We start from the raw sequence: 24,839 nt of genomic DNA on the forward strand, positions 1-24,839 counted from the left end.
CATCACACTTCTCTATAGTGAACAATAGAGCTGCCAATAATAAGTGCGGGTGATTTAACACTGACCGCGCAAGAACCCACCGAGGTTTCACGGCATATCACACAGTGACATTTTAGAGTGAGCAACGATAACAATGTGGAAATGGTTACATCAACTCGCCAGGCCTGAACGGCTTTACCACGTCTGTGGCCGGTTCATTCCCTGGCTCGGGATTGTGGGGCTTGCCTGCCTGCTGATTGGCTGGGTATGGGGTTTTGGCTATGCGCCGCCGGATTACCAGCAAGGTAACAGTTACCGGATTATGTATATTCATGTCCCGGCGGCCATCTGGTCGATGGGGATTTACAGCGGGATGGCGATCGCCGCGTTTATCGGCCTGGTGTGGCAGATGAAAATGTCCGATCTGGCGGTAGCGGCAATGGCACCGGTTGGCGCTGTTTTCACCTTTATCGCGCTGGTCACCGGCTCGGCATGGGGCAAACCGATGTGGGGCACCTGGTGGGTGTGGGATGCGCGTCTGACCTCCGAACTGGTGTTACTGTTTCTGTATCTCGGTGTGATAGCGCTGTATAACGCCTTTGATGACCGCCGTCTGGCCGGGCGTGCCGCCGGTATTCTGGTACTGGTCGGCGTGGTGAACATTCCTATCATCCATTACTCCGTACAGTGGTGGAATACGCTGCATCAGGGTTCCACCAATATGCAGCAGACCATCGACCCGAGCATGCGTTATCCGCTGCGCTGGGCGATTTTCGGTTACCTGTTCTTCTTTATTACCCTGACGCTGATGCGGTTACGAAACCTGATTTTGGTGCAGGAACGTCTGCGTCCGTGGGTGGCCGGTCTTGTGAATAAGGAGCGTCGCGGATGAGTCCTGCATTCTCAAGCTGGCATGATTTCTTTGCGATGGGCGGCTACGCCTTTTATGTCTGGCTGTCGGTCGCTGCCACGCTGCTCTCGCTGGTTGTGCTGGTGGCGCATACCCTGATTCAGCACCGGCAAATCCTCGGCGACGTCCGTCGTCGTCAGGCACGCGAAAAACGCATCAGTCAGTCTCAGTCTAAAAAACAGCCAGGCGCACAGACGTCACCGCTGGAACCGGACACTTCCCCGGAGAAGTTATTGTGAATCCACGTCGTAAAAAGCGGCTGTCGCTGGCGCTGGTGGTGCTGATCGGTCTTGGTCTGAGCATTTCACTGGTGATGTACGCGCTGCGCTCCAACATTGATTTGTTTTATACACCCGGTGAAATCCTGCAAGGTAAAGGCGAAAACCACGAAATGCCGACGGTGGGCCAGCGCCTGCGTATCGGCGGCATGGTGATGCCCGGCTCCGTGAAACGTGACCCGAAAAGTTTGCAGGTGAGCTTTAAAATTTATGATGCGCGTGGCGCGATTGCCGTGACCTACAACGGCATCCTTCCCGACCTGTTCCGTGAAGGGCAGGGCGTGGTGGCGCAGGGTGTGATGGAACCGGGGAATGTGGTGAATGCCATTCAGGTTCTGGCAAAACACGACGAAAAATATGTGCCGCCGGAAGTTGCCGACGCCATGAAAGAAAACCACAAAGGACCGGCTTCGGCCTACGTGGGTAACGATAAAGGAAACGACCGCTCATGATGCCGGAACTGGGAACATTTGCACTCTGTCTGGCATTAGGGCTGGCGGTATTGCTGAGTATTTATCCGCAGTGGGGCGCCGCACGTCAGGACGGCCGGATGATGGCGATGGCGCGCCCGTTGTCTTACGGCATGTTTGCCTGCATCGCGCTGGCGTTCATTATTCTGGTGCATGCGTTTGTGGTGAATGATTTCACCGTCGCCTATGTTGCTAATAATTCCAACACCCACCTGCCGGTGTATTACCGCGTGGCGGCGACGTGGGGAGCGCACGAAGGTTCGCTGCTGCTGTGGGTGTTATTACTCAGTTGCTGGACGCTTGCCGTGGCGCTGTTCAGCCGCCGTATGCCGCAGGATGCGGTGTCGCGCGTGCTGGCGGTGATGGGCATGATCACCGGCGGTTTCCTGCTGTTTATTCTGCTGACATCCAACCCGTTCATCCGCTCGTTGCCGAATTTCCCGGTGGACGGCAGCGACCTGAATCCGGTGTTACAGGACATCGGCCTGATATTCCATCCGCCATTGCTGTACATGGGGTATGTCGGTTTCTCTGTGGCCTTTGCTTTCGCGATTGCTTCGCTGATGGCAGGACGTCTGGATACCGCGTGGGCGCGCTGGTCGCGTCCGTGGACACAAGCCGCTTGGGTGTTTCTGACCATCGGTATCGTGCTCGGATCGGCGTGGGCATATTACGAATTAGGCTGGGGCGGCTGGTGGTTCTGGGATCCGGTTGAAAATGCTTCCTTTATGCCGTGGCTGGCGGGTACGGCGCTGATCCACTCGCTCGCCGTCACCGAAAAACGCGGGACGTTCAAAGCCTGGACGGTGCTGCTGGCCATCACTGCGTTCTCGCTGTGTCTGCTCGGGACTTTCCTGGTGCGCTCCGGCGTGCTGGTCTCGGTTCACTCGTTTGCCTCTGATCCGGCACGCGGCATGTTTATTCTCGCGTATCTGGTCATTGTGATCGGCGGTTCGCTGCTGCTGTACGCCTTTAAAGGTAACTCGGTGCGCGCACCAAGCCGTCATGAACTGCATTCCCGCGAAAGTTATTTGCTGGGCAATAACGTATTGCTGGTGGCGGCGATGCTGGTGGTGCTGCTCGGTACGCTGCTGCCGCTTATCCACAAACAGCTCGGGCTGGGCAGTATTTCTATCGGTGAACCCTTCTTTAATACGATGTTTACCTGGCTGATGGCGCCGCTGGCGCTGTTGTTAGGCATCGGACCGCTGGTGCGCTGGCGTCGTGATGAGCCCAGCAAACTGTGGCGTCGTCTGGGCGTGGCGCTGGTCGTCACGCTGGTACTGTCGATTCTTCTGCCGTGGTTGTTGCAGGATAAAATCGTCGGCATGACCGTGGTGGGAATGCTGATGTCGGTGTGGGTGATTGTGCTGACGTTGATGGAACTGCACGAACGCGCCACCCATCGTCACTCATTCTGGCGCGGTCTGACCAAACTTTCCCGCAGTCACTGGGGCATGGTGCTCGGCCATCTGGGTGTTGCGGTGACGGTGATCGGCATCGCGTTTAGCCAGAATTATAGCGTTGAACGTGATGTGCGCATGAAGTCCGGCGATACCGTGGATATTCATGATTATCACTTTATCTTCCGCGACGTTCGCGACATCACCGGCCCGAACTATACCGGCGGTGAGGCGAATATTGATGTGACGCAGAACGGCAAGCAAGTCACCACGCTGCACGCCGAAAAACGCTTCTACAGCGTGGCGCGCAGCATGATGACCGAAGCGGCTATCGACGGCAATCTGGCGCGTGACCTGTATGCGGCGCTCGGCGAAGAGATGGACGATGGCTCGTGGGCGGTGCGTTTGTACTACAAACCCTTTGTCCGCTGGATCTGGCTCGGTGGCCTGTTTATGGCGGCCGGTGGCGTGCTGTGTATTCTCGACCCGCGTTATCGCATGAGCAAAAAGCTTAAGAAGCAAGGTCTGACGGAGGCTGAAGAAGCATGAACCGTAAACTTCTCTTTATTCCGCTGATTTTGTTCCTGGCGCTGGCCGCGGCTTTTCTGGTGCAACTGACCCGCAATGCCAACGGCGATGATCCGACGCTGCTGGAATCAGCCCTGATTGGCAAACCGGTGCCGGTGTTCAAACTGGAATCGCTGGCGCAGGCGGGCAAAACCTACGATCAGTCGGTGCTGCGCGATGGCAAACCGATGCTGCTCAACGTCTGGGCGACGTGGTGTCCGACCTGCCGCGCCGAACATGATTATCTCAATACGCTGGCGGCGAAAGGTGTCCGTGTGGTCGGCCTGAACTACAAAGACGACCGGCAGAAAGCGGTCAACTGGCTGAACACGCTGGGCAATCCTTACATGCTGAGTCTTTACGACGGCGACGGCATGCTGGGGTTAGATCTGGGGGTTTATGGCGCGCCGGAAACCTTCCTGATCGACGGACAGGGCATTATCCGCTATCGCCATGCCGGTGACTTAAATGAAAAAGTCTGGCAGACCGAAGTTCTGCCGCTGTACAAAAAATACGGAGGCAATGTATGAGACTGATTTCATCGCTGCCTGCGTTGTTGCTGGGCATGCTGCTGAGTGTCAGCGCGTTCGCCTCCATCGACACGTATCAGTTCAAATCGCCGGAACAGGAACAGGCTTACCGGGACATCACGGCGCAGTTGCGTTGCCCGAAATGTCAGAACACCAATATTGCCGCGTCGGATTCGATTATCGCCGCCGATATGCGCACCAAGGTGTTTCAGTTGCTTAATGAAGGGCAGGACAGACAGCAAATCGTCGCGTATATGGTGGCGCGTTATGGCAATTTCGTGACTTACGAACCGCCGGTCACGCCCTCTACCTTTATTTTGTGGCTCGGGCCGGTGCTGGTCATTGTTATCGGCGCAGGCATGATTTTTATGCGTTCCCGCAGGGGTGCTGCGCGCACTGAAAACACGACCACATCAATGTCAGAACAAGAGAGACAGCGCCTGGCGCAGTTACTTAAAGACAGCGACAGGAAAGGATCATGAGCATTTTTTGGCTGTGCATTTTGGTGATGCTGGTTATCGCACTGGCGCTGTTTATTGTGCCGGTTATCCGTGGCGACCGTGCGGAACACACTTCCCGCGATGCGCTGAATAAAGCGTTTTATCATCACCGTTTGACTGAGCTGGAAGAAGACGAAGCGCAGGGCGTGGTGGACGAACGTCCGGCGCATATTCAGGAATTGCAGGAAAACTTACTGACCGATATTCCGGAGGGTCAGGTGCCCGCCGCTATTCAGCCGATTGGTCGCTGGACGCTGGTGCCCGGTGCTATTTTGCTGGTGATCATCACGCTGGGTTTGTATCTGTACGCCGGTGGTCTGGGGCAGGTGAGTGCGTGGAATCAGGTCATGCAGCGTATGCCCGATTTACGCCATCGCATTGCTGATGATCACGGCGCGCCGCTGACCGCCACCGACGTACAGGATTTAGGGCTCGGATTGCGTACCGATTTGCAGGCAAATCCGCATAATATCCAGGACTGGGTGATGCTTGGCCGTGTAGGGATGGCGCTCAATAATGCCGCCACCGCCACGCAGGCTTATGCCCACGCTTATCAGCTCGCGCCGGATGATATGTCAGTCAAACTCGGTTATGCCGAAGTGTTAACCCGTTCGTCCGATCCGCAGGATAACCTTACCGGCGGCAACCTTTTGCGCAGTATGCTGGAAAAATCTCAGGGTGATCTGCGTGTATTAAGTCTGCTGGCCTATAATGAATATGAACAGGGACACTACCCGCAAGCCATTGGCGCGTGGGAAGTTATGCAGAAAATCCTGCCAGCCGGTGACAAACGCCTGGAAATGGTCAACGCCAGCATTGCGCAGGCAAAACAAAAAGCGGGGCTGGATCAGGTTAAACTGTCGGTCAATGTCACGCTTTCTGCTGAGGCTCAGGTGAAACTTCCGCAGAATGGCACGGTCTTTATTTCGGTGACTGATGGCAGCAGTCCGGTGCCGGTTGCGGTGAAAAAGCTGCCGCTGAGTCGCTTCCCGCTGGCGATCACCGTCGATGACAGCAACGCAATGATGCCGGAACGCTTGCTTTCTTCGCTGCATCAATTAAAAGTACGCGTTCGTATTTCACAAAATGGTCTGGCAACGCCAGCTTCAGGTGACTGGTACGGCGACAGTCCGCTGACTGATTTTTCCGGCAACGGTCAGGTCAGCATTGAGATTAATCAGCAGGTTCCTTAATCAGGAACCGACGATCAAAAACAGGGAGATATCCATGAACTTACGCCTGACTGGGCTGGCGTTTGCGACAGTTTTACTGGTCGGTTGTGCCGGCACATCCGGATCATCGGACAGCGAACAGCAGGGACGTTCTGATCCGCTCGAAGGTTTCAACCGGGTGATGTTCGACTTCAACTATAACTATATGGATCCGTATCTTGTGCGCCCTGTCGCGGTGGCGTGGCGTGATTACGTGCCGCAACCGGCGCGTAACGGTACCAGCAACTTCCTGAGCAACCTGGATGAACCGGCCAGCATGGTTAACTCCTTGCTGAAAGGCGATCCGTACCGTGCAGCGATCCACTTTAACCGCTTCTTCCTGAACACCATTTTAGGGATGGGGGGACTGATCGACGTCGCCGGGATGGCGAACCCGAAACTGGCGCGTGAAGAGGCGCAGGGCTTTGGCAGCACGCTTGGCCATTACGGCGTGGGTTACGGCCCGTATGTGGTTCTGCCAGGTTACGGCAGCGCGACAATTCGTGATGAAGGTGGTGATCTGGTTGATGATTTGTATCCGATGCTCAGCTATCTGACATTCTGGATGTCAGCCGGTAAATGGGTACTGGAAGGGGTGGAAACCCGTGCAGAACTGCTCGATTCTGATGGCCTGATCCGTAACTCTTCTGATCCGTATCTGTTTATACGTGAGGCTTACTTCCAGCGTCATGATTTTCTGGCAAGAGGCGGTCAGCTGATGCCGCAGGAAAACCCGAACGCCGCACTGATTCAGGGCGACCTGAAAGATATCGACTCGGAATAACCGTTCCGGACACACAAAAAAAGCGCCTTCTGGCGCTTTTTTTATATCAGGCGTATCACTCAGTTCATCAGAAGCTGTAGTTAAAGTTCGCGCCGTACAGCATGGCGGTCCCTTTGGCCTGGTATTCGTAATTCGGTACACCATCAGCGACTTTCTCACTGATGTTCACCGTCTGGCCATGCATATAGGAGACACCGACGTCCACAGATGCGTCTTTATTGAAGGCGTAAGTGGTACCGGCTGAAATCCAGAAGCGATCCTGATCCGGGATAGAAATGGTGCGGTTATCTGCCGGAACCGGGCTGTCATCAAAGGCGATACCGGTACGGAACGTCCAGTTATCGTCGTAGTAGTAGGTGGTACCCAACGCGATGCGGTAAGCATCATGAAAGCCTTCATCTTTCTGGAACAGCGTCTGGCCGTTAGAACCGGTGGCTTTCAGCTCCTGGAACTGGCTCCAGCTGGTGTAAGCCAGGCTGTAGTGAATCGCCCATTTTGGTGCCACACGGTTATAACCGGACACTTCCCACATTTCTGGCAGGTTCAGGGTCAGGGAACCCGGAACAGTTTGACCGCCAGTCCCGCCTAAGGCTTTTGGAATGCCGTTGCGGTATTCGCCATCGAAGTCAATTTTGACTTCAGAACGGTAGGTGAAGCCGTAGCGGTTATTATCATCCACTTCATACAGGATACCGGCGTTCCAGCCGTAGCCCCACTCATTGCCTTTCAGCTTGGCGGCTTCCGTATCCGCAGGCAGCCGGCCACCGGTTTGAATTGGCACCAGTTCACCGGCGGTACGACGGAATTTAGCTTTCGCGTAAACGGCATCAAAGCCCAGGCCGAAGCTGAAATGCTGGTTCAAACGGTAAGCAACGCTTAAGTTAGTGTTGACGGTAGTGAGGTCAGTTTCGCCGCCGATCGGGCCTGCCGGATAATTATCGCTGAATTCTGTCGCCAGACCGTAGTTTGACGTAGCTGATGCACCGACGGCCCATTGATCATTGAGCGGCATAATAAAGTGCAGGTTCGGTACCCACTGATTTGGTGCAATGTTATCCGCATCAGTGCTCTGACCTGTAACCGGCGAGTTGCCCGTCACTTTGACATCCGGGTCGATATAAATCGCGCCCGCGGAGAAGGAAGGACGATCAAACATGGTCATGGTTGCCGGGTTACGGCTCCCGGATGCCGCGGTGTCAGCGATGGCACCTTCACCCGAGAAAGAGCGACCTAAACCCGCAGCGGTATATTCATTTAACTGAAAACCTGCTGCATATACGTTGGAGGAAACAATTGCCACTGCAGCTGCCAGAGCTGATCTTTTAAACAGGTTTTTCTGGTTCATGACCAAAACCTCAATTTTATGTTTTTTATCAAACAATGTTACATGGAGTAACAATGAGCGCGGGATTGTAGGGTCCGTTATCAGTCTGACAAATCAGACCAGTGAGCGAAGTATAGGTCTGACCTGTGGTGAAGTTGCAATAATGTTTCGTTGATATTTCTTATTTGATGCAAGAAATTGGATCTGCTTAACAAAAAACAAACAATAAAAGTTCAATTAAGAAACGTTAAAGTGAGAACAATAACGCTGTAATCATCGATTACTTACATATACGTGATCTGGATCACCTGAAAGGCACATAATAAGTAAGTGCTAGTGTGTTGTCAGAGAGGTGGCGTAAAATACAGGCTGGAAATAAAACTTTATTCGCAAACAGGCCAGACGGTGGATGTTGCCGTTGGTGCCGGGGAGAAATTATGTCTGACGTAACCATGTCCTCTAAATCCACTCAACCTCTGCATTCCATCAACAAATGTGGTGCGGAAGAAACCGCAGCCTGCTGTTGTGTAGATGTGGGTACCATCATGGACAACACTGATTGCACTGCTTCTTACAGCCGCGTTTTCGAAACCGAAGCCCAGGCGAAAGAAACCCTGCAAGCCCTGACCGAACGTGCCCGCGGCGTAGAATCTGAGCCGTGCGAAATCACCAGCCGTATCGAAAAAGTAGCAGGCGGTGTTGAACTGAATATCGATTTTACTTTCAGCTGTCAGGCTGAAACGATGATCTTCCAGCTCGGGCTGCGTTAATCCCCGTCATACTTTGAGCCGCAGATGCGTTGGCTGCACTCAGTAACCCGAATCACTGACTTATGTCAGCTCATCGGGATTACTTCGATTGCCGCCTTCCTGCGACTCAAATTATTTAGGGGAAGTTGTAATACCGCTTAAATAAGCGGTATTTTTTTGTCTGCTATTTCTGCCTGCCGCCTTTCTTCTCATTCTTATTTCAGAAAAATTTGCTGTTGCTCGCACTTCATTGCCTTTCACTTTGCCAAATGTAAATACATAGTTAAAACTGAGTTATCAGGTCTGACCTCTTAGGACCCTATTTTTCTCAGGAGCTCGTATGAATAACGTTATTCCACTGGTGACGCGTGAGGGCGATCGCATTGCGATTGTCGACGGCTTGCGCACGCCGTTTGCCAAACAGGCCACCGCTTATCACGGCATTCCTGCTGTCGATCTCGGCAAAATTGTGGTCAGTGAGCTGCTGGCAAAAAGTGGGATAGACCCGAAGCACATCGACCAGCTGGTTTTCGGCCAGGTAGTCCAGATGCCGGAAGCGCCGAATATCGCCCGCGAAATTGTGCTCGGCACCGGCATGAATGTGTCGACCGATGCGTACAGCGTTTCACGTGCCTGCGCCACCAGTTTTCAGGCGGTCGCCAACGTGGCCGAAAGCATTATGAGCGGCATGGTGCAGGTCGGGATCGCAGGCGGAGCGGATTCTTCTTCAGTACTGCCGATTGGCGTCAGCAAACGTCTCGCCCGCGCCCTGGTGGATGTTAATAAAGCGCGCACTCTGTCGCAGCGCCTTTCCATTTTCAGCAAACTGAAACTGCGTGATTTATTGCCGGTGCCGCCGGCAGTAGCCGAATATTCTACCGGTCTGCGCATGGGGGATACCGCTGAGCAGATGGCGAAAAGCCACAATATCAGCCGTGCGCAGCAGGATGAGCTGGCGCACCGTTCTCATACGCTGGCTGCACAGGCGTGGGAGCAGGGTTATTTAAGCTCGCAGGTGATGGCAGCGCAGATTCCGCCTTACCGCGAAGTGCTGCAAAAAGACAACAACATCCGCCTGAATTCTGAAATCAGCCAGTACGCCAAATTACGTCCGGCGTTTGACCGCAAACACGGCACTGTTACCGCTGCCACCAGCACGCCGCTGACTGACGGTGCGGCGGCGATATTAATGATGAGCGAATCCCGCGCGCGTGAACTGGGTCTTGAACCTCTCGGCTACCTGAAAAGTTTCGCATTTGCTGCCATCGACGTCTGGGAAGATATGCTTCTCGGGCCTGCTTATGCCACGCCGCTGGCGCTGGACCGCGCAGGGCTGACGCTGGGTGATTTGGATCTTATCGATATGCACGAAGCGTTTGCCGCGCAGACGCTGGCGAATATCAAAATGTTAGCCAGTGATGAATTCGCCCGCGAAAAACTCGGCCGCAGTCAGGCAGTTGGCGAAATAGACTGGGATAAATTCAATGTTCTGGGCGGTTCACTGGCCTACGGACATCCTTTTGCGGCCACCGGCGCACGCATGATTACGCAAACGCTGCACGAATTACGCCGTCGGGGAGGCCGTTACGGGCTGACGACGGCTTGCGCAGCGGGCGGCCTGGGTGCGGCAATGATTCTGGAGGCCGCGCAATGAGAGATAATATGGAAAATCTGAATCCGGCAGATACGGAAGCTGCCGAACCGGCTTCTGCTTTTTCTCTGATGTTTACTGCTGAACACGTGGGGATTATCACCCTCGATGTTCCCGGTGAAAAAGTGAATACCTTAAGGGCTGAATTTGCTCAGCAAATCTGTGCCATTTTGCAAAAAGCACAGCAGTATCCCAATCTGAAAGGTCTGGTGCTGATTTCCGGCAAACCGGACTCGTTCATTGCCGGTGCGGATATCACGATGATTTCCGGTTGCCGGACCGCTGCCGAAGCCAGTGAACTGGCGCAAAAGGGCCAGACGGTGATGTCGCAGATTGCGTCCTTTTCCGTGCCGGTGGTGGCGGCCATTCATGGTAGCTGTCTCGGCGGTGGTCTGGAACTGGCGCTGGCGTGCCATGCCCGCGTGTGTTCGCTGGATGAAAAAACGCAACTCGGCCTGCCGGAAGTACAACTGGGTTTACTGCCGGGTTCCGGGGGTACGCAGCGGCTTCCGCGGCTTATCGGCGCGCCTAAAGCGCTGGAGTTGATGTTAACCGGTCGCAGTGTTCGCGCGAAGCAGGCGCTGAGAATGGGGCTGGTGGATGACGCAGTACCGTATTCTATTTTGCTGCAAACGGCGCTGGAACGTGTGGCAAAAGGACGTAAATCACGTCCGCCATTGCCGTGGCAGGCGCGTCTGGCCGGTGGCCCGTTGGGCAAAAGTTTGCTGTTCCATTTTGTGCGCAAACAGACGCGGGCAAAAACGCACGGCAATTATCCTGCCACCGAAAAAATCATAAATGTGGTGAAAACCGGGCTGGATCAGGGCAGTGGTAGCGGCTATCAGGCGGAAGCTAAAGCCTTTGGGGAGCTGGTGATGACGCCGGAATCTGCGGCATTGCGCGGCCTGTTTTTCGCTTCCACCGCGCTGAAAAAAGAAAAGGGTGGCGATGCCGAACCCTTGCCGGTTCGCCGTGCAGGTATTCTCGGTGGTGGCCTGATGGGCGGCGGTATCGCGAATGTGACTGCCACCAAAGCCGGTCTGCCGGTGCGTATTAAAGACATTAATCACGAAGGCATCCGTCATGCCCTGAAATACAGCTGGGATTTGCTGGAGAAAAAGGTGCGAGGCCGCAGGCTGACCCGCAACGAACAGCAACGGCAGATGATGCTGATTTCCGGCACCACGGATTACAGCGGTTTTGCGCAGATTGATATCGTGGTGGAAGCGGTGTTTGAGGATTTATTGCTCAAGCAAGCCATGGTGGCAGAAATCGAGCAAAATGCTGCCCCCCATACGATTTTTGCCTCAAACACCTCTTCTCTGCCCATTCATAAGATTGCAGAGCAGGCTGACAGGCCGGAACAGGTGATCGGACTGCACTATTTCAGCCCGGTGGATAAAATGCCGCTGGTGGAAGTGATCCCGCATGCGGGCACCAGTGCGCAGACGATTTCGACAACGGTCTCGCTGGCCAGGAAACAGGGGAAAACGGCGATTGTGGTGGGCGACAGTGCCGGATTCTACGTAAACCGCATTCTTGCGCCTTACATCAATGAAGCGGCGCGTTGCTTACTGGCTGGTGAACCGGTCGATCACATCGACAAAGCGCTGGTGAATTTTGGTTTCCCGGTCGGGCCCATCCAGTTGCTGGATGAAGTGGGCATTGATGTCGGCACAAAAATTGGTCCGATTCTGGTGGACGCTTTTGGTGAGCGTTTTGCCGCACCCTCCGGTTTTGATGCAGTGCTGAAAGACGACCGAAAAGGGCGTAAGAACGGTAAAGGTTTCTACCTTTACGGGCAGAAAGGGCGGGCGGCGAAGAAGAAACAGGTCGATCCGGCGATTTACCGTCTGCTGAATGTCACGCCAAAAGTGCAGCAATCAGAAGATGAGATCGCCCACCGTTGTGTGATGCTGATGCTCAACGAAGCCGTACGTTGTCTGGATGAAAACGTGATCCGCAGTGCGCGGGATGGCGATCTTGGTGCCGTGTTCGGAATTGGCTTCCCGCCATTCCTTGGGGGACCGTTCCGTTACATGGACCAGTTGGGCATCGCCAGTGTGGTGAAGACACTGGAGCGACTGGCGCATCAGTATGGTGAGCGCTTCACCCCATGCGAAGGGCTATTACGTCGGGCGCATCAGGGAGAACGGTTCTGTTCAGATAGCGGGACAGGCGATAAGGTCAGTAAAGTGTGATTGTGGTCACTGCTTATTGCTGAGTTTCGCGAGAATCTGGAACGGATCATGCTTCATGCTTGCAGTCAGACAAATGCCCGCGGGATCTTTTTTATGGTGGGAATGACTTTGTACAGAAACAATCCCAAGCGATTGATCTACAACCTGAGTGGTTAAAAAATCACCTGAATAGTTTACAAGCGGTAAGGGTTGGTGTAAAAAACAGCGTTTTCTTTACGTGAAGTTTCAGGCAAAATGCCCGACCGCTGATGCTTACCATGCAAAGCATGTGGGCACAGCGCGTTAAGTGGATGTACTGCCTGACAGCTATCTTGTAATGAGAGACATCAATCAGACAGTGATTGAAATGCTGGGCAATGGGTAATACAGCACGCAAGGCGTTTCTGTATGGCGCTATTTTTGTTAACAAAAGCGGTGCAATATGCAAGTTGTAATCATGCGTCACGGTGATGCAGTTCTCGAAGCTGCAAGCGATTCAGTTCGCCCCTTAAGCGAATGCGGATGTGACGAATCAGTACATATGGCTGCCTGGCTGAATGGCCGTGGCGTCAAAATTGACCGCGTTCTGGTCAGTCCGTACCTGCGTGCGCAGCAGACGCTTGAAAAAGTGCGCCAGTGTCTGGCGCTGCCTGAAAACGTTGAGATTGATATTCTGAAAGAACTGACACCGGGCGGAGATCCTGCTGTGGTCGCCAGTGAACTGCAGCATCTGGCGCTGACCGGCGTCAGCGCGGTACTGGTGGTATCTCACCTGCCGCTGGTCGGTTATCTGGTGGCAGAGCTGTGTCCGGGTGTTTGCCCCCCAATGTTCGCCACTTCCGCGATGGCAAGTGTTGAACTGAACGGTGAAACCGGGCAGGGGACTTTCGACTGGCAGTTCAGCCCATGCCAGGTGATGGCTAAGGTTTAGTTTTCCGGGACGGAAAACTAAACAAAGAAAGGCACAGCTTCTGCTGTGCCTTTCTCGTTTCTGGATATCGGTGTTGAGTTCGCGGTCAGCTGATTTTGTCGTCCAGCTCCACCAGCACCAGCAAAGCGGCGTTGCCGCCGAACTCTTTTGGGGCCTGATGGAAGGCTTCGACATCAGGATGCTGTGCCAGCCACAGCGGAGTTTGCTGCTTGAGAATATGTTTGCCGTGACCGTGCATTACGCAGGCGCAATGCACATGCTCGCGGCGGCAGGCGGCGATCAGCGCGCCCAGTTCCTGCTTAGCTTCTTTCTGTGTTAAACCATGTAAATCCAGAAACAGTTCGGGCGAATAATCCCCGCGGCGCAATTTTTTCAATTCGAAATGACTGACGTCAGGCCGGATATGGCGAACCGGGCCTTCTTCCTGCAACATCGGCTGGAATTCATCGGAAAAATAATAACTCGCGTCCACCTGTTCCTGAATCAGCTTTTTAGGCGACAGTTCTGATACCTTTTTCCGTAGCGGGCGGTGAGTAATCGTATCGTTTTTCAGGCGCTTGATGCCCGGAACAGCCTCGCGGAATAACGCCGCTTCCTCGGGGCTGAGCAGGTGTTTTTTCTTCATTTTTTTATCGTCATTTTCGTTCAATACAGACAGTGTACCTTCCGTCCCCCTGCGGTTTAAAGAAAACTCAGGGTTAAATTCTTCGAGACATCGCGCAAGTGCGTTGACTAGCTGCTGATTTGTGGCAGGCTTCGTGGCAAACTATGCGGCAAATAATGGGTTAAACGTCTGTTAAAAACCCGTGCACTGCCTGGAGAATAAAATTGGACAAAATTTTCGTCGACGAAGCTGTCAGTGAACTGCATACCATTCAGGATATGCTGCGCTGGACCGTCAGCCGCCTGAACGCGGCCAATGTCTATTACGGTCACGGCACCGATAATCCGTGGGACGAAGCAGTGCAACTGGTCTTGCCAAGCGTGTTTTTGCCGCTGGACATTCCTGAAGATATGCACACCGCGCGCCTGACATCCAGTGAGCGCCACCGCATTGTTGAACGAGTCATCCGCCGCGTTAATGAGCGTGTTCCGGTTGCCTATCTGACTAACAAAGCCTGGTTCTGTGACATGGAATTCTATGTCGATGAACGCGTACTGGTGCCCCGTTCGCCAATTGGTGAGCTGATCAGCAACCGTTTTTCCGGCATTCTTAGCGAACAGCCCCAACACATTCTGGATATGTGTACCGGCAGCGGCTGCATTGCCATTGCCTGCGCTTACGCGTTCCCTGAAACCGAAGTCGATGCCGTCGACATTTCTGCCGACGCGCTGGCCGTGGCGGAGCGCAATATCGACACGCACGGTATCGAGAACTGGGTCACGCCAATCCGCTCTGACCTGTTCCGCGAATTGCCGCCGCTGCAATACGACCTGATTGTCACCAATCCGCCGTATGTGGACGAAGAAGACATGTCAGATTTGCCGCAGGAATACCGCCACGAGCCGGTTCTGGGTCTGGCTTCCGGCAGCGACGGTCTGAAACTGACCCGCCGCATTCTGGCCTGCGCGCCGGATTACCTGACCGATAACGGCGTACTGATTTGCGAAGTGGGTAACAGCATGGTGCATCTGATGGAACAGTATCCTCAGATCCCGTTCACCTGGCTGGAATTTGAAAACGGCGGCGACGGTGTCTTTATGCTGACTAAACAGCAGCTCGTCGATTGTGCCGAAGAGTTCCGCGCATACCGCGACTGATATACCCGTCATCGATGACAATCATGACCGGTGTTGTGCCGGTCATTCAGAAAACAATCAACATAATGGTTAAGGAGCCGTGATGGCAGGGAACAGTATTGGGCAGTTTTTCCGCGTCACTACTTTTGGCGAATCCCACGGTGTGGCACTGGGCTGTATTATTGACGGCGTGCCGCCGGGCATTTCGCTGACCGAAGCAGACCTGCAACACGATCTCGACCGTCGTCGTCCGGGCACCTCGCGTTACACCACGCAGCGCCGCGAAGCCGACGAAGTGAAAATTCTTTCTGGCGTGTTTGAAGGCGTGACCACCGGCACCAGCATCGGTCTGATTATCCAGAATACCGATCAGCGTTCGCAGGATTACAGCGCGATCAAAGACGTGTTCCGTCCGGGACATGCCGATTACACCTACGAGCAAAAATACGGCGTGCGCGATTACCGTGGCGGCGGTCGTTCGTCTGCCCGTGAAACCGCGATGCGCGTGGCCGCAGGTGCGGTTGCCAAGAAATATCTGCTGGAAAAATTCGGCGTTAAAGTGCGCGGGTATATGTCGCAAATGGGCGATATCACCTGCGAACTGAAAGACTGGGATCTGGTGGAAACCAACCCGTTCTTCTGCCCGGATGAAAGCAAGCTGGAAGCGCTGGATGAACTGATGCGTGCGCTGAAAAAGGAAGGCGATTCGATTGGTGCCAAAATCACCGTCGTGGCGGATCACGTGCCGGTCGGTCTTGGTGAACCGGTGTTTGACCGTCTGGATGCCGATCTGGCGCACGCGCTGATGAGCATTAATGCGGTGAAAGGCGTTGAAATTGGTGACGGTTTTGCGGTTGTCGCAAAACGCGGCAGCGAAAATCGTGACGAAATCACACCGAAGGGTTTCGAAAGCAACCACGCTGGCGGCATTCTTGGCGGGATCAGCAGCGGCCAGCCGGTCGTAGCGCATCTGGCGCTGAAACCGACTTCCAGCATTACCGTTCCCGGCCGTACGATTAACCGCGAAGGCGAGCAGGTCGAGATGATTACCAAAGGTCGCCATGACCCGTGTGTCGGTATCCGCGCTGTGCCGATTGCCGAAGCAATGATGGCGATTGTGCTGATGGATCATTTACTGCGTCAGCGTGCTCAGAACGGCGACGTCCACTCCACAGTGCCACGCTGGTAATTTATCTGATGAATCCTTTACGCACGCTACCTGCGTTTCGTGCTGTTTGCGTCAGTTTTCTGGCGCTTGCACTTTGCGCACCTGCCATAGCCGTAACGCCGTGGCAGAAAATCACCCAGCCCATTTCCGGCACGCCGCAAGCGATTGGCAGTTATGCCAATGGTTGTCAGGTTGGCGCACAGCCGCTGCCGCTGAACTCTCCGGCCTATCAGGTAATGCGTACCGATCAGCGTCGCTATTTCGGCCAGCCGGATTTACTGGCGTTCATCACCCGTCTGGGCACACAGGCTCAGCAAAAAGGGCTGGGCACCATGCTGGTCGGGGATATGGCGATGCCGGCTGGCGGGCGCTTTAGCAGTGGTCACGCCAGTCATCAGTCCGGGCTGGATGTGGACATCTGGCTGCAACTGCCGCGTCAGCGCTGGAGCGAACAGATGTTGCTCAAGCCGCAGCCTATCGATCTGGTCAGCGCCAACGGTAAATCCATTGTGCCAGCTCAGTGGCAGCCACGGATCGAAACGCTGATAAAAATGGCAGCGCAAGATAAAGACGTGGTACGGATCTTCGTCAATCCGGCCATCAAACAACAGCTTTGTCTGGATGCCGGAACGGATCGTGAATGGCTGCATAAGGTGCGTCCGTGGTTTGGTCATCGCGCGCACATGCACGTTCGTCTGCGTTGTCCGGTCGGTAACCTCGAATGTGAAAATCAGGCACCGCCGCCTCCGGGTGATGGCTGTGGCGCTGAGCTGCAAAGCTGGTTCCTGCCACCCAAGCCGGGCAGCGGAATCCCTGTGAAAAAAGAGCCGCCTCCGTTGCCGCCTTCGTGTCAGGCGCTGCTGGATAAACACGTTCTTTAATACGTTTTACTCACCCTTCGCCACGCATAGCGAGCTGACAGAAAAATGGACTGGTTGATTGTTGCCCCGTGGGTTTTGGTTGTTTTATTTTTCGTTGCACTGTTTGCCGGTTTCATTGATTCCATTGCAGGTGGCGGCGGGCTGATCAGCCTGCCAGCGCTGCTGGCGGCAGGTGTGTCACCGGCGCAGGCCATTGCCACCAATAAGCTGTCATCGATCGGCGGATCTTTCTCTGCCAGTCTTTACTTTGTGCGGCGTGGCGTGGTGGATCTCAACGATCAGAAGCTGAACATTGCCTGTACGTTTACCGGTTCGGTGATCGGCGCGATCCTTATCCAGCATCTGCGCGCCGACATATTGCGTCAGGTTTTACCGCTGCTGATCATCTGCATCGGTTTGTATTTTTTACTGACGCCGCGTCTGGGCGAAAGTGACCGGGCAAGGCGCTTAAATGCTCTGCCGTATGCGCTGGTAGGCGGCGGTTGCGTGGGTTTCTACGACGGCTTTTTCGGCCCCGGCGCAGGGTCTTTCTACGCACTGGCTTTTGTGACGTTATGCGGGTTTAATCTGGCAAAAGCCACGGCACATGCGAAAGTCCTGAATTTCACCTCAAACCTGGGCGGGCTGATCTTCTTTATACTGGGCGGCAAAGTGATCTGGGTGCTGGGATTTGTCATGGCCGCCGGACAGTTTATCGGCGCACGACTGGGCGCACGTATGGTGCTCAGTAAGGGGCAGAAGATGATCCGCCCGATGGTGGTTATCGTTTCCGTGGTGATGAGCTGCAAGCTGATTTACGACAATCATGGTGCTGAAATTCATCAGTGGTTAAGCCTGCATTTATAATGTCCGGAGCAGCAGAATGCTTGCCTGAAGTCATGAAAACACGCGTTTAAACAGGGGTATATTGTCGCCCCTGATCTTACTTTAACGAGTTTCACTGCAATTATGTCTGATTCGACTGCAACACATAACTATCATCAACTGATCGACATTTTTGATTCCTGCTTTTTTGAGGAATTCAACGTTCGCTTAGTGAAAGGCGACGACGAACCGATCTATCTGCCTGCTGATGAACAAGAACCGTTTAACCGTATTGTGTTCGCACACGGTTATTACGCCAGCGGCATGCATGAAATTTCCCACTGGTGCGTGGCCGGTGCTGAGCGCCGTAAACTGGTTGATTTCGGCTACTGGTATTGCCCGGATGGTCGCGATGCGCAAACACAAAGTGAATTCGAGAAAGTGGAAGTCAAACCACAATCTTACGAATGGTTGTTCTGTGCGGCGGCAGGTTTTCGTTTCAACGTTAGCTGTGACAATCTCAGCGGCGATTGCGAGCCGGACCGCGTGGGTTTCCAGAACAAAGTACGCGAAGAAGTGCTGCGTATGCTGGAGCAGGGTATCCCTGAAAGACCGGCGCGCTTTATTAAAGCGTTACAATCGTTTTACAATACGGCCCCGTTGACGCCTGCAGATTTCCCTGCATTGCAGCCGATCGAATAAGAACTGAACACGAGAGGAAGAGTAATGATCGCAGAATTTGAAACGCGGATTTTAACGCTAATCGACGATATGGTCGAAAGCGCCAGCGACGATGAGTTATTTGCCAGTGGCTATCTGCGAGGCCACCTGACCGTCGCGGTGGCGGAAGCGGAAGAGAACGGTGAACACACCGCCGAAGCGTTGAAACTCCGTGTTCAGGACGGTCTGGACAAGGCCATCAAAGCCGGTGAACTTTCGCCGCGCGATCAGCTTCTGGTGCAGGGGATGTGGGAAAATCTGTATCAGGCATCTCTCCCTCAGTAATCTCTTTTCAGTAAAAAAAAGCGCAGCGACGGATTAACCGGCTGCGCTTTTTTATTGCCTGAGAAGGGGCTGGTTAATGCGATTCGACCGGGCGGCCTTTCAGCAGTTTTCTGACCCACATCCGGTTCGGGTTCAGTGCTGCCAGCGTGTCACTGTCGAGCGGCAGCGGTTCACCGGCAATCTGCGCCGCCAGAATTTCCGCCCCCAGCGGCGCGGAACTCAGACCGCGTGAGCCGAGCGCGCCAAACAGAAACAGATTTTCATACACCGGCGCTTCTGCAACCGGGCGATGACGCTGAATATCCAGATCCAGTTTTTTATAGCTTTCCAGCAATGCGTCGTAATCTGACACCGAGCCGATCATCGGCAGATGATCCCGTGTCGCGCAACGCACGCCGTTTCGCGCTTCGCCTTCACTCACATCCACGTCATGCGGCCATTGCTGATCCGGCAAACAGCTGAGTAAACGCTGGCGGTTTTCCTGCTGATCGTCTTCACGGTAATCCGTGCATTTGTCGGCGCGGTGATAGCTTGCGCCAATACAATGATGCTGATTCTGCGGGCTGACCGGCGTCATATAGCCGTCGTAACACAGTACCTGTTTAAGCTTGCTCAGCGCCGGTGTGGTCGGAATATGCGAAACCTGACCGCTGACCGCGTAAACCGGCAGTTTTTCGGTCTGGCTGAAATCTGTAATGTCCGCACCGTTCGCCAGGACTACCGCCTGATGACGGGCAACATGGCCATCGGCAAAGGTCAGCGCCCACTGCGAATCTGCGTCAAAATTTAATGCGGTCGCGCGCTGGCGATAATGCACCGTTAAGCCCTGCGTTTCGGCCAGCGCAATCAGCGAAGCCGTCAGTTCTGCCGGACACAGCCACGCGCCGAGCGGATACGTCACGCCGCCGCTGCCGCATGGCAATCCGCACAACGCTTCCACATCTTCTTCACTCAGCCCTTTCGCCAGTGCTTCCGGCCAGCCGCCTGTGAGAATGCCGTCAATTTTGCCCTGACTTTTTTCGTCATAACCCAGTTGCGTGACGCCACTCCAGCCGTGATCGAAAGGCACATCCCGCTTTTCAAGCTGCGCATACTGGCGGCGGGCGAAGGTGAAGGCATGCGCAAAGAAGTTTTCCAGTGTGTCGCCGCGGCCATTGAGCAACGGATAAACCGCGCCCTGGCGGTTACCTGAAGCGCCGAGCGCCGGTTTTTCATCGGCGCAATACAGCGTGACCGCAAAGCCACGGCGAAGTAACGCCAGCGACAATACGGCGCTGGCGACGCCGCCGCCGAGAAGGGCGAATTCAGTGGCATTTTTCGCCGCCGGGCGCACATACCACGGTGCGGGATGAGGTACATCAATTTTTGCCGGCAGCACACCGGCTAACATATGCCGCTTTTCGCCGAATCCCGGCACCTTGCTGATGTCAAAACCTGCGTCCTGCAATCCGCGGCGGACAAAACCGGCCACGGTGAAAGTGGCGAATGTACCCTGCGGGCGGGTCATTTTCGCCATAGAACGGAATAACGCCTCCGTCCACATGTCCGGGTTTTTGGAAGGTGCAAATCCGTCGAGAAACCAGGCGTCGACCTGCTGATTCATACTGGTGTCACATGCCGGAAGCAGGGTAGTCACATCGCCGAACCACAGATCAAGCGTGATGCGCCCGTCCGCCAGCAGCAGCCGGTGACAGCCGGAAAAGGGCATCGGCCATTGTTCGCAAAGCTGCGCGGAATACGCGGCGAGTTCGGGCCATTGTGTGTGCGCTGTCGCCAGATCATGGGCAGACAGCGGGAATTTCTCGTAGCTGATGAAATGCAGGCGTTGCAGCACAGCGTCGGCGTGCGCCTCGCGGAACGCATCGAAGGCTTGCCACAGCGACAGAAAGTTCAGTCCGGTGCCAAAACCGGTCTCGGCGATGATGCACAACTGGCGGGGGTGAGCGGCAAAACGCGCCGGAAAATGATTGCCATTGAGAAAAACATGACGCGTTTCCAGCAGGCCGTTCTGATTGGAAAAATAGACGTCATCAAAATGTCGGGAAACAGGTGTACCCTGTTCGTTCCAGCTTAATTCAGCGGGTGTGATCGGGTTATGGCTCACGTGAAACTCTCTCAGTTCAAGGCGATGCCGGAGTTTAACGCTGCGTTTGCACCCGCGCAAATTTACCACGATTTACACAAGGAATTGCTGATCGGACTTGTTCGGCGTACAACTGTACGCTAGAGTGCGTGACGAAATCCCAAATGGTGAATAGTACAAGAGGTATTAAATGAAACGTGCAGTGATTACTGGCCTGGGTATCATCTCGAGCATCGGTAACAACAAGCAGGAAGTTCTTGCATCTCTGCAGGAAGGTCGCTCTGGGATCACCTTCTCGCAAGAGCTGAAAGATGCCGGGATGCGTAGTCACGTCTGGGGTGATGTCAAATTAGACACCGCAGGCCTCATCGATCGTAAGATTGTGCGTTTCATGAGTGATGCCTCGATCTACGCTTACCTTTCCATGCAACAGGCGATTGAAGACTCTGGTCTGACCCCTGAAATGGTTTCCAACGAACGTACCGGCCTGATTGCAGGTTCCGGCGGCGGTTCTCCGCGCAATCAGGTTGCGGGCTCCGACGGTATGCGTGCCAAAGGCCTGCGCGGCGTTGGCCCTTACATGGTGACCAAAGCGATGGCTTCCGGCGTGTCAGCCTGCCTTGCGACCCCATTCAAAATTCGTGGTGTTAACTATTCCATCAGTTCTGCCTGTGCCACCTCTGCACACTGCATCGGTAACGCGGTAGAAATGATTCAGCTGGGCAAACAGGACGTGGTGTTTGCCGGTGGCGGTGAAGAGCTGTGCTGGGAAATGGCGTGCGAATTCGACGCGATGGGCGCACTGTCCACCAGCTACAACGAAACTCCAGACAAAGCTTCCCGTACCTACGACAAAGCGCGTGACGGTTTCGTTATCGCAGGCGGCGGCGGTATGGTTGTTGTCGAAGAGCTGGAACACGCTCTGGCACGTGGCGCACACATTTACGCAGAAATCGTTGGCTACGGCGCAACGTCTGACGGTGCAGATATGGTGGCTCCATCTGGTGAAGGCGCAGTGCGTTGCATGAAAATGGCAATGAACGGCGTGGATACCCCAATCGACTACGTGAACGTGCACGGGACTTCTACCCCGGTCGGCGACGTGAAAGAACTGGGCGCTATCCGTGAAGTGTTCGGCGATAAAACCCCGGCACTGTCTTCTACCAAAGCCATGACCGGTCACTCGCTGGGTGCCGCAGGCGTTCAGGAAGCGATCTATACCTTGCTGATGGCTGAATACGGCTTCATCGCGCCAAGCATCAACATCGAGAATCTCGATGAGCAGGCCGAAGGCATGGACATCATCACTAAACCCACTCAGCGCGAGCTGACGACTGTGATGTCCAACAGCTTCGGCTTCGGTGGCACCAATGCCACGCTGGTCATGCGTAAGCTGAAAAACGACAAATAATCTGTCGCTAAGTCAGTCAATAAAAGCCTGCTTCCGAGCGGGCTTTTTTACATCCATCATCCTTCGGGTTGCCTCTGCGTTGGCTTCGTTCATTCACCTCAGTCACTTACTTTTGTAAGCTCCTGAGGATTCATTCTCTCGCCGCCTTGATGCAACTCGAATGATTTTGGATATGTTTATCAATAATTCAGGTACAATTTCGCCGCTTCTTATTTTCACCTTGTTGACATAATGCTCTCACTCAGACACATCCATCATCGACATCTGCATGTTCCGGCCTGGCTCGGGATAGTGGCGATCCTGATGTTGTTTATTGCGCCGGTGATTTCTAAATCGCTGGTGGCTGAGGGTGCGCAGCATATGATGATGTCCGGCATGGTGATGTCCGATATGGACATGGATATGCCGGATGCAGATATGGCTGACATGAATATGTCAGGCCATCACGCCTCATCGATGGAACATTGTCAGAAGCAAACCTGTAAATCAGCGCCGCAGGATGCGGTGAAAGCGATGCTTTCCGGTGAAATGAGCGATGCTGCCTGCGGTTATTGCGTGCTGCTGGTGCATTTACCGATGCTCGATTTACAGGCCATGCCGATGCTGTGGTCGCTGGATTTTTCCAGCCGTGCCCCTCCGCGCGCTGTTATACAACGTCTTATCCCTTCTCTGTTTTTCACGGATTCCCAACCCCGCGCACCGCCTGTTTTTCTGTAACTGCCTCTGAATCAATTTTTTCAAGTTAACTGCGATTGTTATCGCTGTTGACGGCGTGCTATTTGAAATTCAGGAAATCAGATTTATGAATCAACCTGCAAACCTGCCTGCCAGCGCGGGTAAAAAAATGCCTGCACAAGCGGCCTTTCTGGCGTTGCTGCGCCGTGTGCATTTTTACATTGGCCTGTTCGTCGGACCGTTTATTTTTGTCGCGGCACTCACCGGTACGTTGTATGTGCTGACCCCTCAGTTCGAAAATTATCTCTATTCTGATGCGCTCTTCACCTCCTCACACGGTGAACCGCAGCCGCTTTCGCGACAGATTGATGCGGCGCTAAACGTAACCGGCCAGGATAGACAGATTTATGCGGTCAGACCGGCTCCGTCTGCCGGTGAGACCACCCGGGTCATGTTTTCTGATCCGCAACTGGGCGCCTCCAAAAGCCGGGCGATTTTCATCGATCCGGTGACGCTGGCGGTGAAAGGGGACATGACGGTGTACGGCACCAGCGGCATTTTGCCGTTCCGCACCTGGCTGGATGATTTACATCGCGGCTTACTACTCGGTGATGCGGGGCGTATTTACAGCGAACTTGCCGCCTCCTGGTTGTGGGTAGCGGCATTGGGCGGCGTCGTGCTCTGGTTCACTGGCCGCCGTCAACCCCGCCAGTTGCGTAAGGTCAGCGGGAAAGCGGAAAAACAGCAGCACAGCCGCCGCTGGCACAGCTCGCTCGGCCTGTGTTTACTGGCTGGCTTACTGTTCTTCTCCGCTACCGGCCTGACGTGGTCGCAATGGGCGGGTGACAATATCGGTGTGCTGCGCGCGTATATGGGCTGGATGACGCCTGCCGTGAAAACCAGTCTGGATCCGCAGGCGGTCGCTGCACCTGCGGATGAACATGCGGAACATCATGCGCAGATGGCAGACATGCCTGATATGCCGGGAATGGATATGTCTGCGCATAAAATGCCTGCTGTGCCGCAAGCCGTCGCTGTTTCTGCACAGACTTTTGATGCAGTGGTACAGGCGGCGCGTGAGTCTGGCATTGCGGCGAACAAGATTGAAATCCGTCCAACGTATAGTGCGGAGAAAGCCTGGACGGTGACGGAAGTTGATCGCCGCTGGCCGACGCAGGTGGATGCGGTGTCCGTCGATCCCCGTTCAATGCAGATTGTCGATCACGTGCGTTTTGCTGATTTCCCGTTGCTCGCCAAACTCACCCGCTGGGGCGTGGATGCACATATGGGGATTCTGTTCGGCGTCTGGAATCAGGCCATCCTGGTGATTTTTGGTGTCGGACTTTGCGTGATGATTGCCTGGGGATATCGCCTGTGGTGGCTGCGAAGAACTGTCAGCAATGACGGTAGTCATCCGGTTGTTACTCTGCTGCAAACCTGGAAGTCGGTGCCGTTCAGCCTGCAATGCCCGATTTTGGTGATCACGCTCGGTCTGGCAATTTCATTACCCGTGATGGGCGCGAGTTTACTTATTTTTATGCTGATCGATGTTATCCGCTGGCAGCGGCGAAATTCTTCGGGTAACGTCAGCGCATTCTGATCAGA

The 24,839-nt window shown here is 54.5% G+C and carries 24 protein-coding genes; 21 read left to right on the forward strand and 3 right to left on the reverse strand.

The window, feature by feature from the left end; translation table 11 throughout:
* Window positions 1–133: 133 nt before the first annotated feature.
* Genes GW591_RS01580 through mlaA form a run of 8 tightly spaced genes read left to right on the forward strand, consistent with a single transcriptional unit; the run spans window position 134 to window position 6,632 of the window.
* On the forward strand, window positions 134–871 hold the full coding sequence (locus tag GW591_RS01580; RefSeq protein WP_013574524.1) for a heme ABC transporter permease: 738 nt from the start codon (window positions 134–136) through the stop codon (window positions 869–871).
* The gene (ccmD, locus tag GW591_RS01585; protein WP_013574525.1) at window positions 868–1,128 is read left to right on the forward strand and encodes a heme exporter protein CcmD; all 261 of its coding nucleotides are present in this window, start codon (window positions 868–870) and stop codon (window positions 1,126–1,128) included. The genes GW591_RS01580 and ccmD overlap by 4 nt, the downstream gene beginning before the upstream one ends.
* Complete coding sequence (gene ccmE / locus GW591_RS01590) at window positions 1,125–1,619, forward strand: cytochrome c maturation protein CcmE (RefSeq protein ID WP_121019555.1); 495 nt, start codon at window positions 1,125–1,127, stop codon at window positions 1,617–1,619. Before ccmD ends, ccmE begins: the two co-directional genes overlap by 4 nt.
* Complete coding sequence (locus GW591_RS01595; protein ID WP_013574527.1) at window positions 1,616–3,589, forward strand: heme lyase CcmF/NrfE family subunit; 1,974 nt, start codon at window positions 1,616–1,618, stop codon at window positions 3,587–3,589. Before ccmE ends, GW591_RS01595 begins: the two co-directional genes overlap by 4 nt.
* Window positions 3,586–4,137, forward strand: a complete 552-nt coding sequence (locus GW591_RS01600) for a DsbE family thiol:disulfide interchange protein (protein WP_013574528.1) — start codon at window positions 3,586–3,588, stop codon at window positions 4,135–4,137. Before GW591_RS01595 ends, GW591_RS01600 begins: the two co-directional genes overlap by 4 nt.
* Entirely contained in the window at window positions 4,134–4,619 is a 486-nt protein-coding gene (locus tag GW591_RS01605) for a cytochrome c-type biogenesis protein (RefSeq protein WP_121019553.1), read from the forward strand. Before GW591_RS01600 ends, GW591_RS01605 begins: the two co-directional genes overlap by 4 nt.
* Window positions 4,616–5,830, forward strand: a complete 1,215-nt coding sequence (gene ccmI / locus GW591_RS01610) for a c-type cytochrome biogenesis protein CcmI (RefSeq protein ID WP_166859990.1) — start codon at window positions 4,616–4,618, stop codon at window positions 5,828–5,830. The genes GW591_RS01605 and ccmI overlap by 4 nt, the downstream gene beginning before the upstream one ends.
* A gap of 34 nt (window positions 5,831–5,864) precedes the next feature.
* A complete protein-coding gene (gene mlaA, locus GW591_RS01615; protein WP_013574531.1) occupies window positions 5,865–6,632 on the forward strand; it encodes a phospholipid-binding lipoprotein MlaA in 768 nt (255 codons plus the stop codon).
* A gap of 67 nt (window positions 6,633–6,699) precedes the next feature.
* Here mlaA and fadL read toward each other — a convergent pair whose 3' ends face one another.
* Window positions 6,700–7,977 carry a long-chain fatty acid transporter FadL gene (fadL, locus tag GW591_RS01620; protein ID WP_013574532.1) on the reverse strand — a complete coding sequence of 426 codons (1,278 nt, stop codon included), beginning with the start codon at window positions 7,975–7,977 and terminating at the stop codon, window positions 6,700–6,702.
* Window positions 7,978–8,393: 416 nt separating this feature from the next.
* Between fadL and GW591_RS01625 the strand changes: the two genes are divergently transcribed.
* The 4 genes from GW591_RS01625 to sixA all read left to right on the forward strand — a co-directional run bounded on the left by GW591_RS01625 (window position 8,394) and on the right by sixA (window position 13,467).
* Complete coding sequence (locus GW591_RS01625) at window positions 8,394–8,726, forward strand: YfcZ/YiiS family protein (RefSeq protein ID WP_013574533.1); 333 nt, start codon at window positions 8,394–8,396, stop codon at window positions 8,724–8,726.
* Window positions 8,727–9,045: 319 nt separating this feature from the next.
* The gene (fadI, locus tag GW591_RS01630; protein ID WP_112197714.1) at window positions 9,046–10,359 is read left to right on the forward strand and encodes an acetyl-CoA C-acyltransferase FadI; all 1,314 of its coding nucleotides are present in this window, start codon (window positions 9,046–9,048) and stop codon (window positions 10,357–10,359) included.
* Window positions 10,356–12,557: a fatty acid oxidation complex subunit alpha FadJ gene (gene fadJ, locus GW591_RS01635; protein WP_121019551.1), complete on the forward strand. Its 2,202-nt coding sequence runs from the start codon at window positions 10,356–10,358 to the stop codon at window positions 12,555–12,557. Before fadI ends, fadJ begins: the two co-directional genes overlap by 4 nt.
* A gap of 421 nt (window positions 12,558–12,978) precedes the next feature.
* Window positions 12,979–13,467, forward strand: coding sequence for a phosphohistidine phosphatase SixA (gene sixA, locus GW591_RS01640; protein WP_013574536.1), 489 nt, complete (start codon window positions 12,979–12,981; stop codon window positions 13,465–13,467).
* An 85-nt stretch (window positions 13,468–13,552) separates the two neighbouring features.
* Here sixA and smrB read toward each other — a convergent pair whose 3' ends face one another.
* Entirely contained in the window at window positions 13,553–14,092 is a 540-nt protein-coding gene (smrB, locus tag GW591_RS01645) for an endonuclease SmrB (protein ID WP_013574537.1), read from the reverse strand.
* Between the two features lie 203 nt (window positions 14,093–14,295).
* Here smrB and prmB point away from each other — a divergent pair, with 203 nt between their 5' ends.
* The 6 genes from prmB to GW591_RS01675 all read left to right on the forward strand — a co-directional run bounded on the left by prmB (window position 14,296) and on the right by GW591_RS01675 (window position 19,065).
* The gene (gene prmB, locus GW591_RS01650) at window positions 14,296–15,228 is read left to right on the forward strand and encodes a 50S ribosomal protein L3 N(5)-glutamine methyltransferase (RefSeq protein ID WP_013574538.1); all 933 of its coding nucleotides are present in this window, start codon (window positions 14,296–14,298) and stop codon (window positions 15,226–15,228) included.
* 82 nt (window positions 15,229–15,310) lie between these two features.
* A complete protein-coding gene (gene aroC, locus GW591_RS01655; protein WP_013574539.1) occupies window positions 15,311–16,396 on the forward strand; it encodes a chorismate synthase in 1,086 nt (361 codons plus the stop codon).
* A gap of 8 nt (window positions 16,397–16,404) precedes the next feature.
* Window positions 16,405–17,256, forward strand: coding sequence for a penicillin-insensitive murein endopeptidase (gene mepA, locus GW591_RS01660; RefSeq protein WP_013574540.1), 852 nt, complete (start codon window positions 16,405–16,407; stop codon window positions 17,254–17,256).
* Window positions 17,257–17,301: 45 nt separating this feature from the next.
* A complete protein-coding gene (locus tag GW591_RS01665) occupies window positions 17,302–18,102 on the forward strand; it encodes a sulfite exporter TauE/SafE family protein (protein WP_013574541.1) in 801 nt (266 codons plus the stop codon).
* Window positions 18,103–18,204: 102 nt separating this feature from the next.
* A complete protein-coding gene (locus tag GW591_RS01670) occupies window positions 18,205–18,762 on the forward strand; it encodes an elongation factor P hydroxylase (RefSeq protein ID WP_166859992.1) in 558 nt (185 codons plus the stop codon).
* A gap of 24 nt (window positions 18,763–18,786) precedes the next feature.
* Window positions 18,787–19,065 carry a YfcL family protein gene (locus GW591_RS01675; RefSeq protein ID WP_013574543.1) on the forward strand — a complete coding sequence of 93 codons (279 nt, stop codon included), beginning with the start codon at window positions 18,787–18,789 and terminating at the stop codon, window positions 19,063–19,065.
* A gap of 73 nt (window positions 19,066–19,138) precedes the next feature.
* Here GW591_RS01675 and mnmC read toward each other — a convergent pair whose 3' ends face one another.
* On the reverse strand, window positions 19,139–21,169 hold the full coding sequence (mnmC, locus tag GW591_RS01680; protein WP_166859994.1) for a bifunctional tRNA (5-methylaminomethyl-2-thiouridine)(34)-methyltransferase MnmD/FAD-dependent 5-carboxymethylaminomethyl-2-thiouridine(34) oxidoreductase MnmC: 2,031 nt from the start codon (window positions 21,167–21,169) through the stop codon (window positions 19,139–19,141).
* A 169-nt stretch (window positions 21,170–21,338) separates the two neighbouring features.
* Between mnmC and fabB the strand changes: the two genes are divergently transcribed.
* The 3 genes from fabB (at window position 21,339) to GW591_RS01695 (ending at window position 24,834) form a co-directional block, all read left to right on the forward strand.
* Window positions 21,339–22,559, forward strand: coding sequence for a beta-ketoacyl-ACP synthase I (fabB, locus tag GW591_RS01685; RefSeq protein WP_013574545.1), 1,221 nt, complete (start codon window positions 21,339–21,341; stop codon window positions 22,557–22,559).
* Between the two features lie 231 nt (window positions 22,560–22,790).
* On the forward strand, window positions 22,791–23,276 hold the full coding sequence (locus GW591_RS01690; RefSeq protein WP_013574546.1) for a DUF2946 domain-containing protein: 486 nt from the start codon (window positions 22,791–22,793) through the stop codon (window positions 23,274–23,276).
* 85 nt (window positions 23,277–23,361) lie between these two features.
* On the forward strand, window positions 23,362–24,834 hold the full coding sequence (locus GW591_RS01695) for a PepSY-associated TM helix domain-containing protein (protein ID WP_166859997.1): 1,473 nt from the start codon (window positions 23,362–23,364) through the stop codon (window positions 24,832–24,834).
* Window positions 24,835–24,839 lie beyond the last annotated feature (5 nt).

The sequence above is a fragment of the Rahnella aceris genome (genome assembly GCF_011684115.1).
Lineage (GTDB): Bacteria > Pseudomonadota > Gammaproteobacteria > Enterobacterales > Enterobacteriaceae > Rahnella > Rahnella aceris.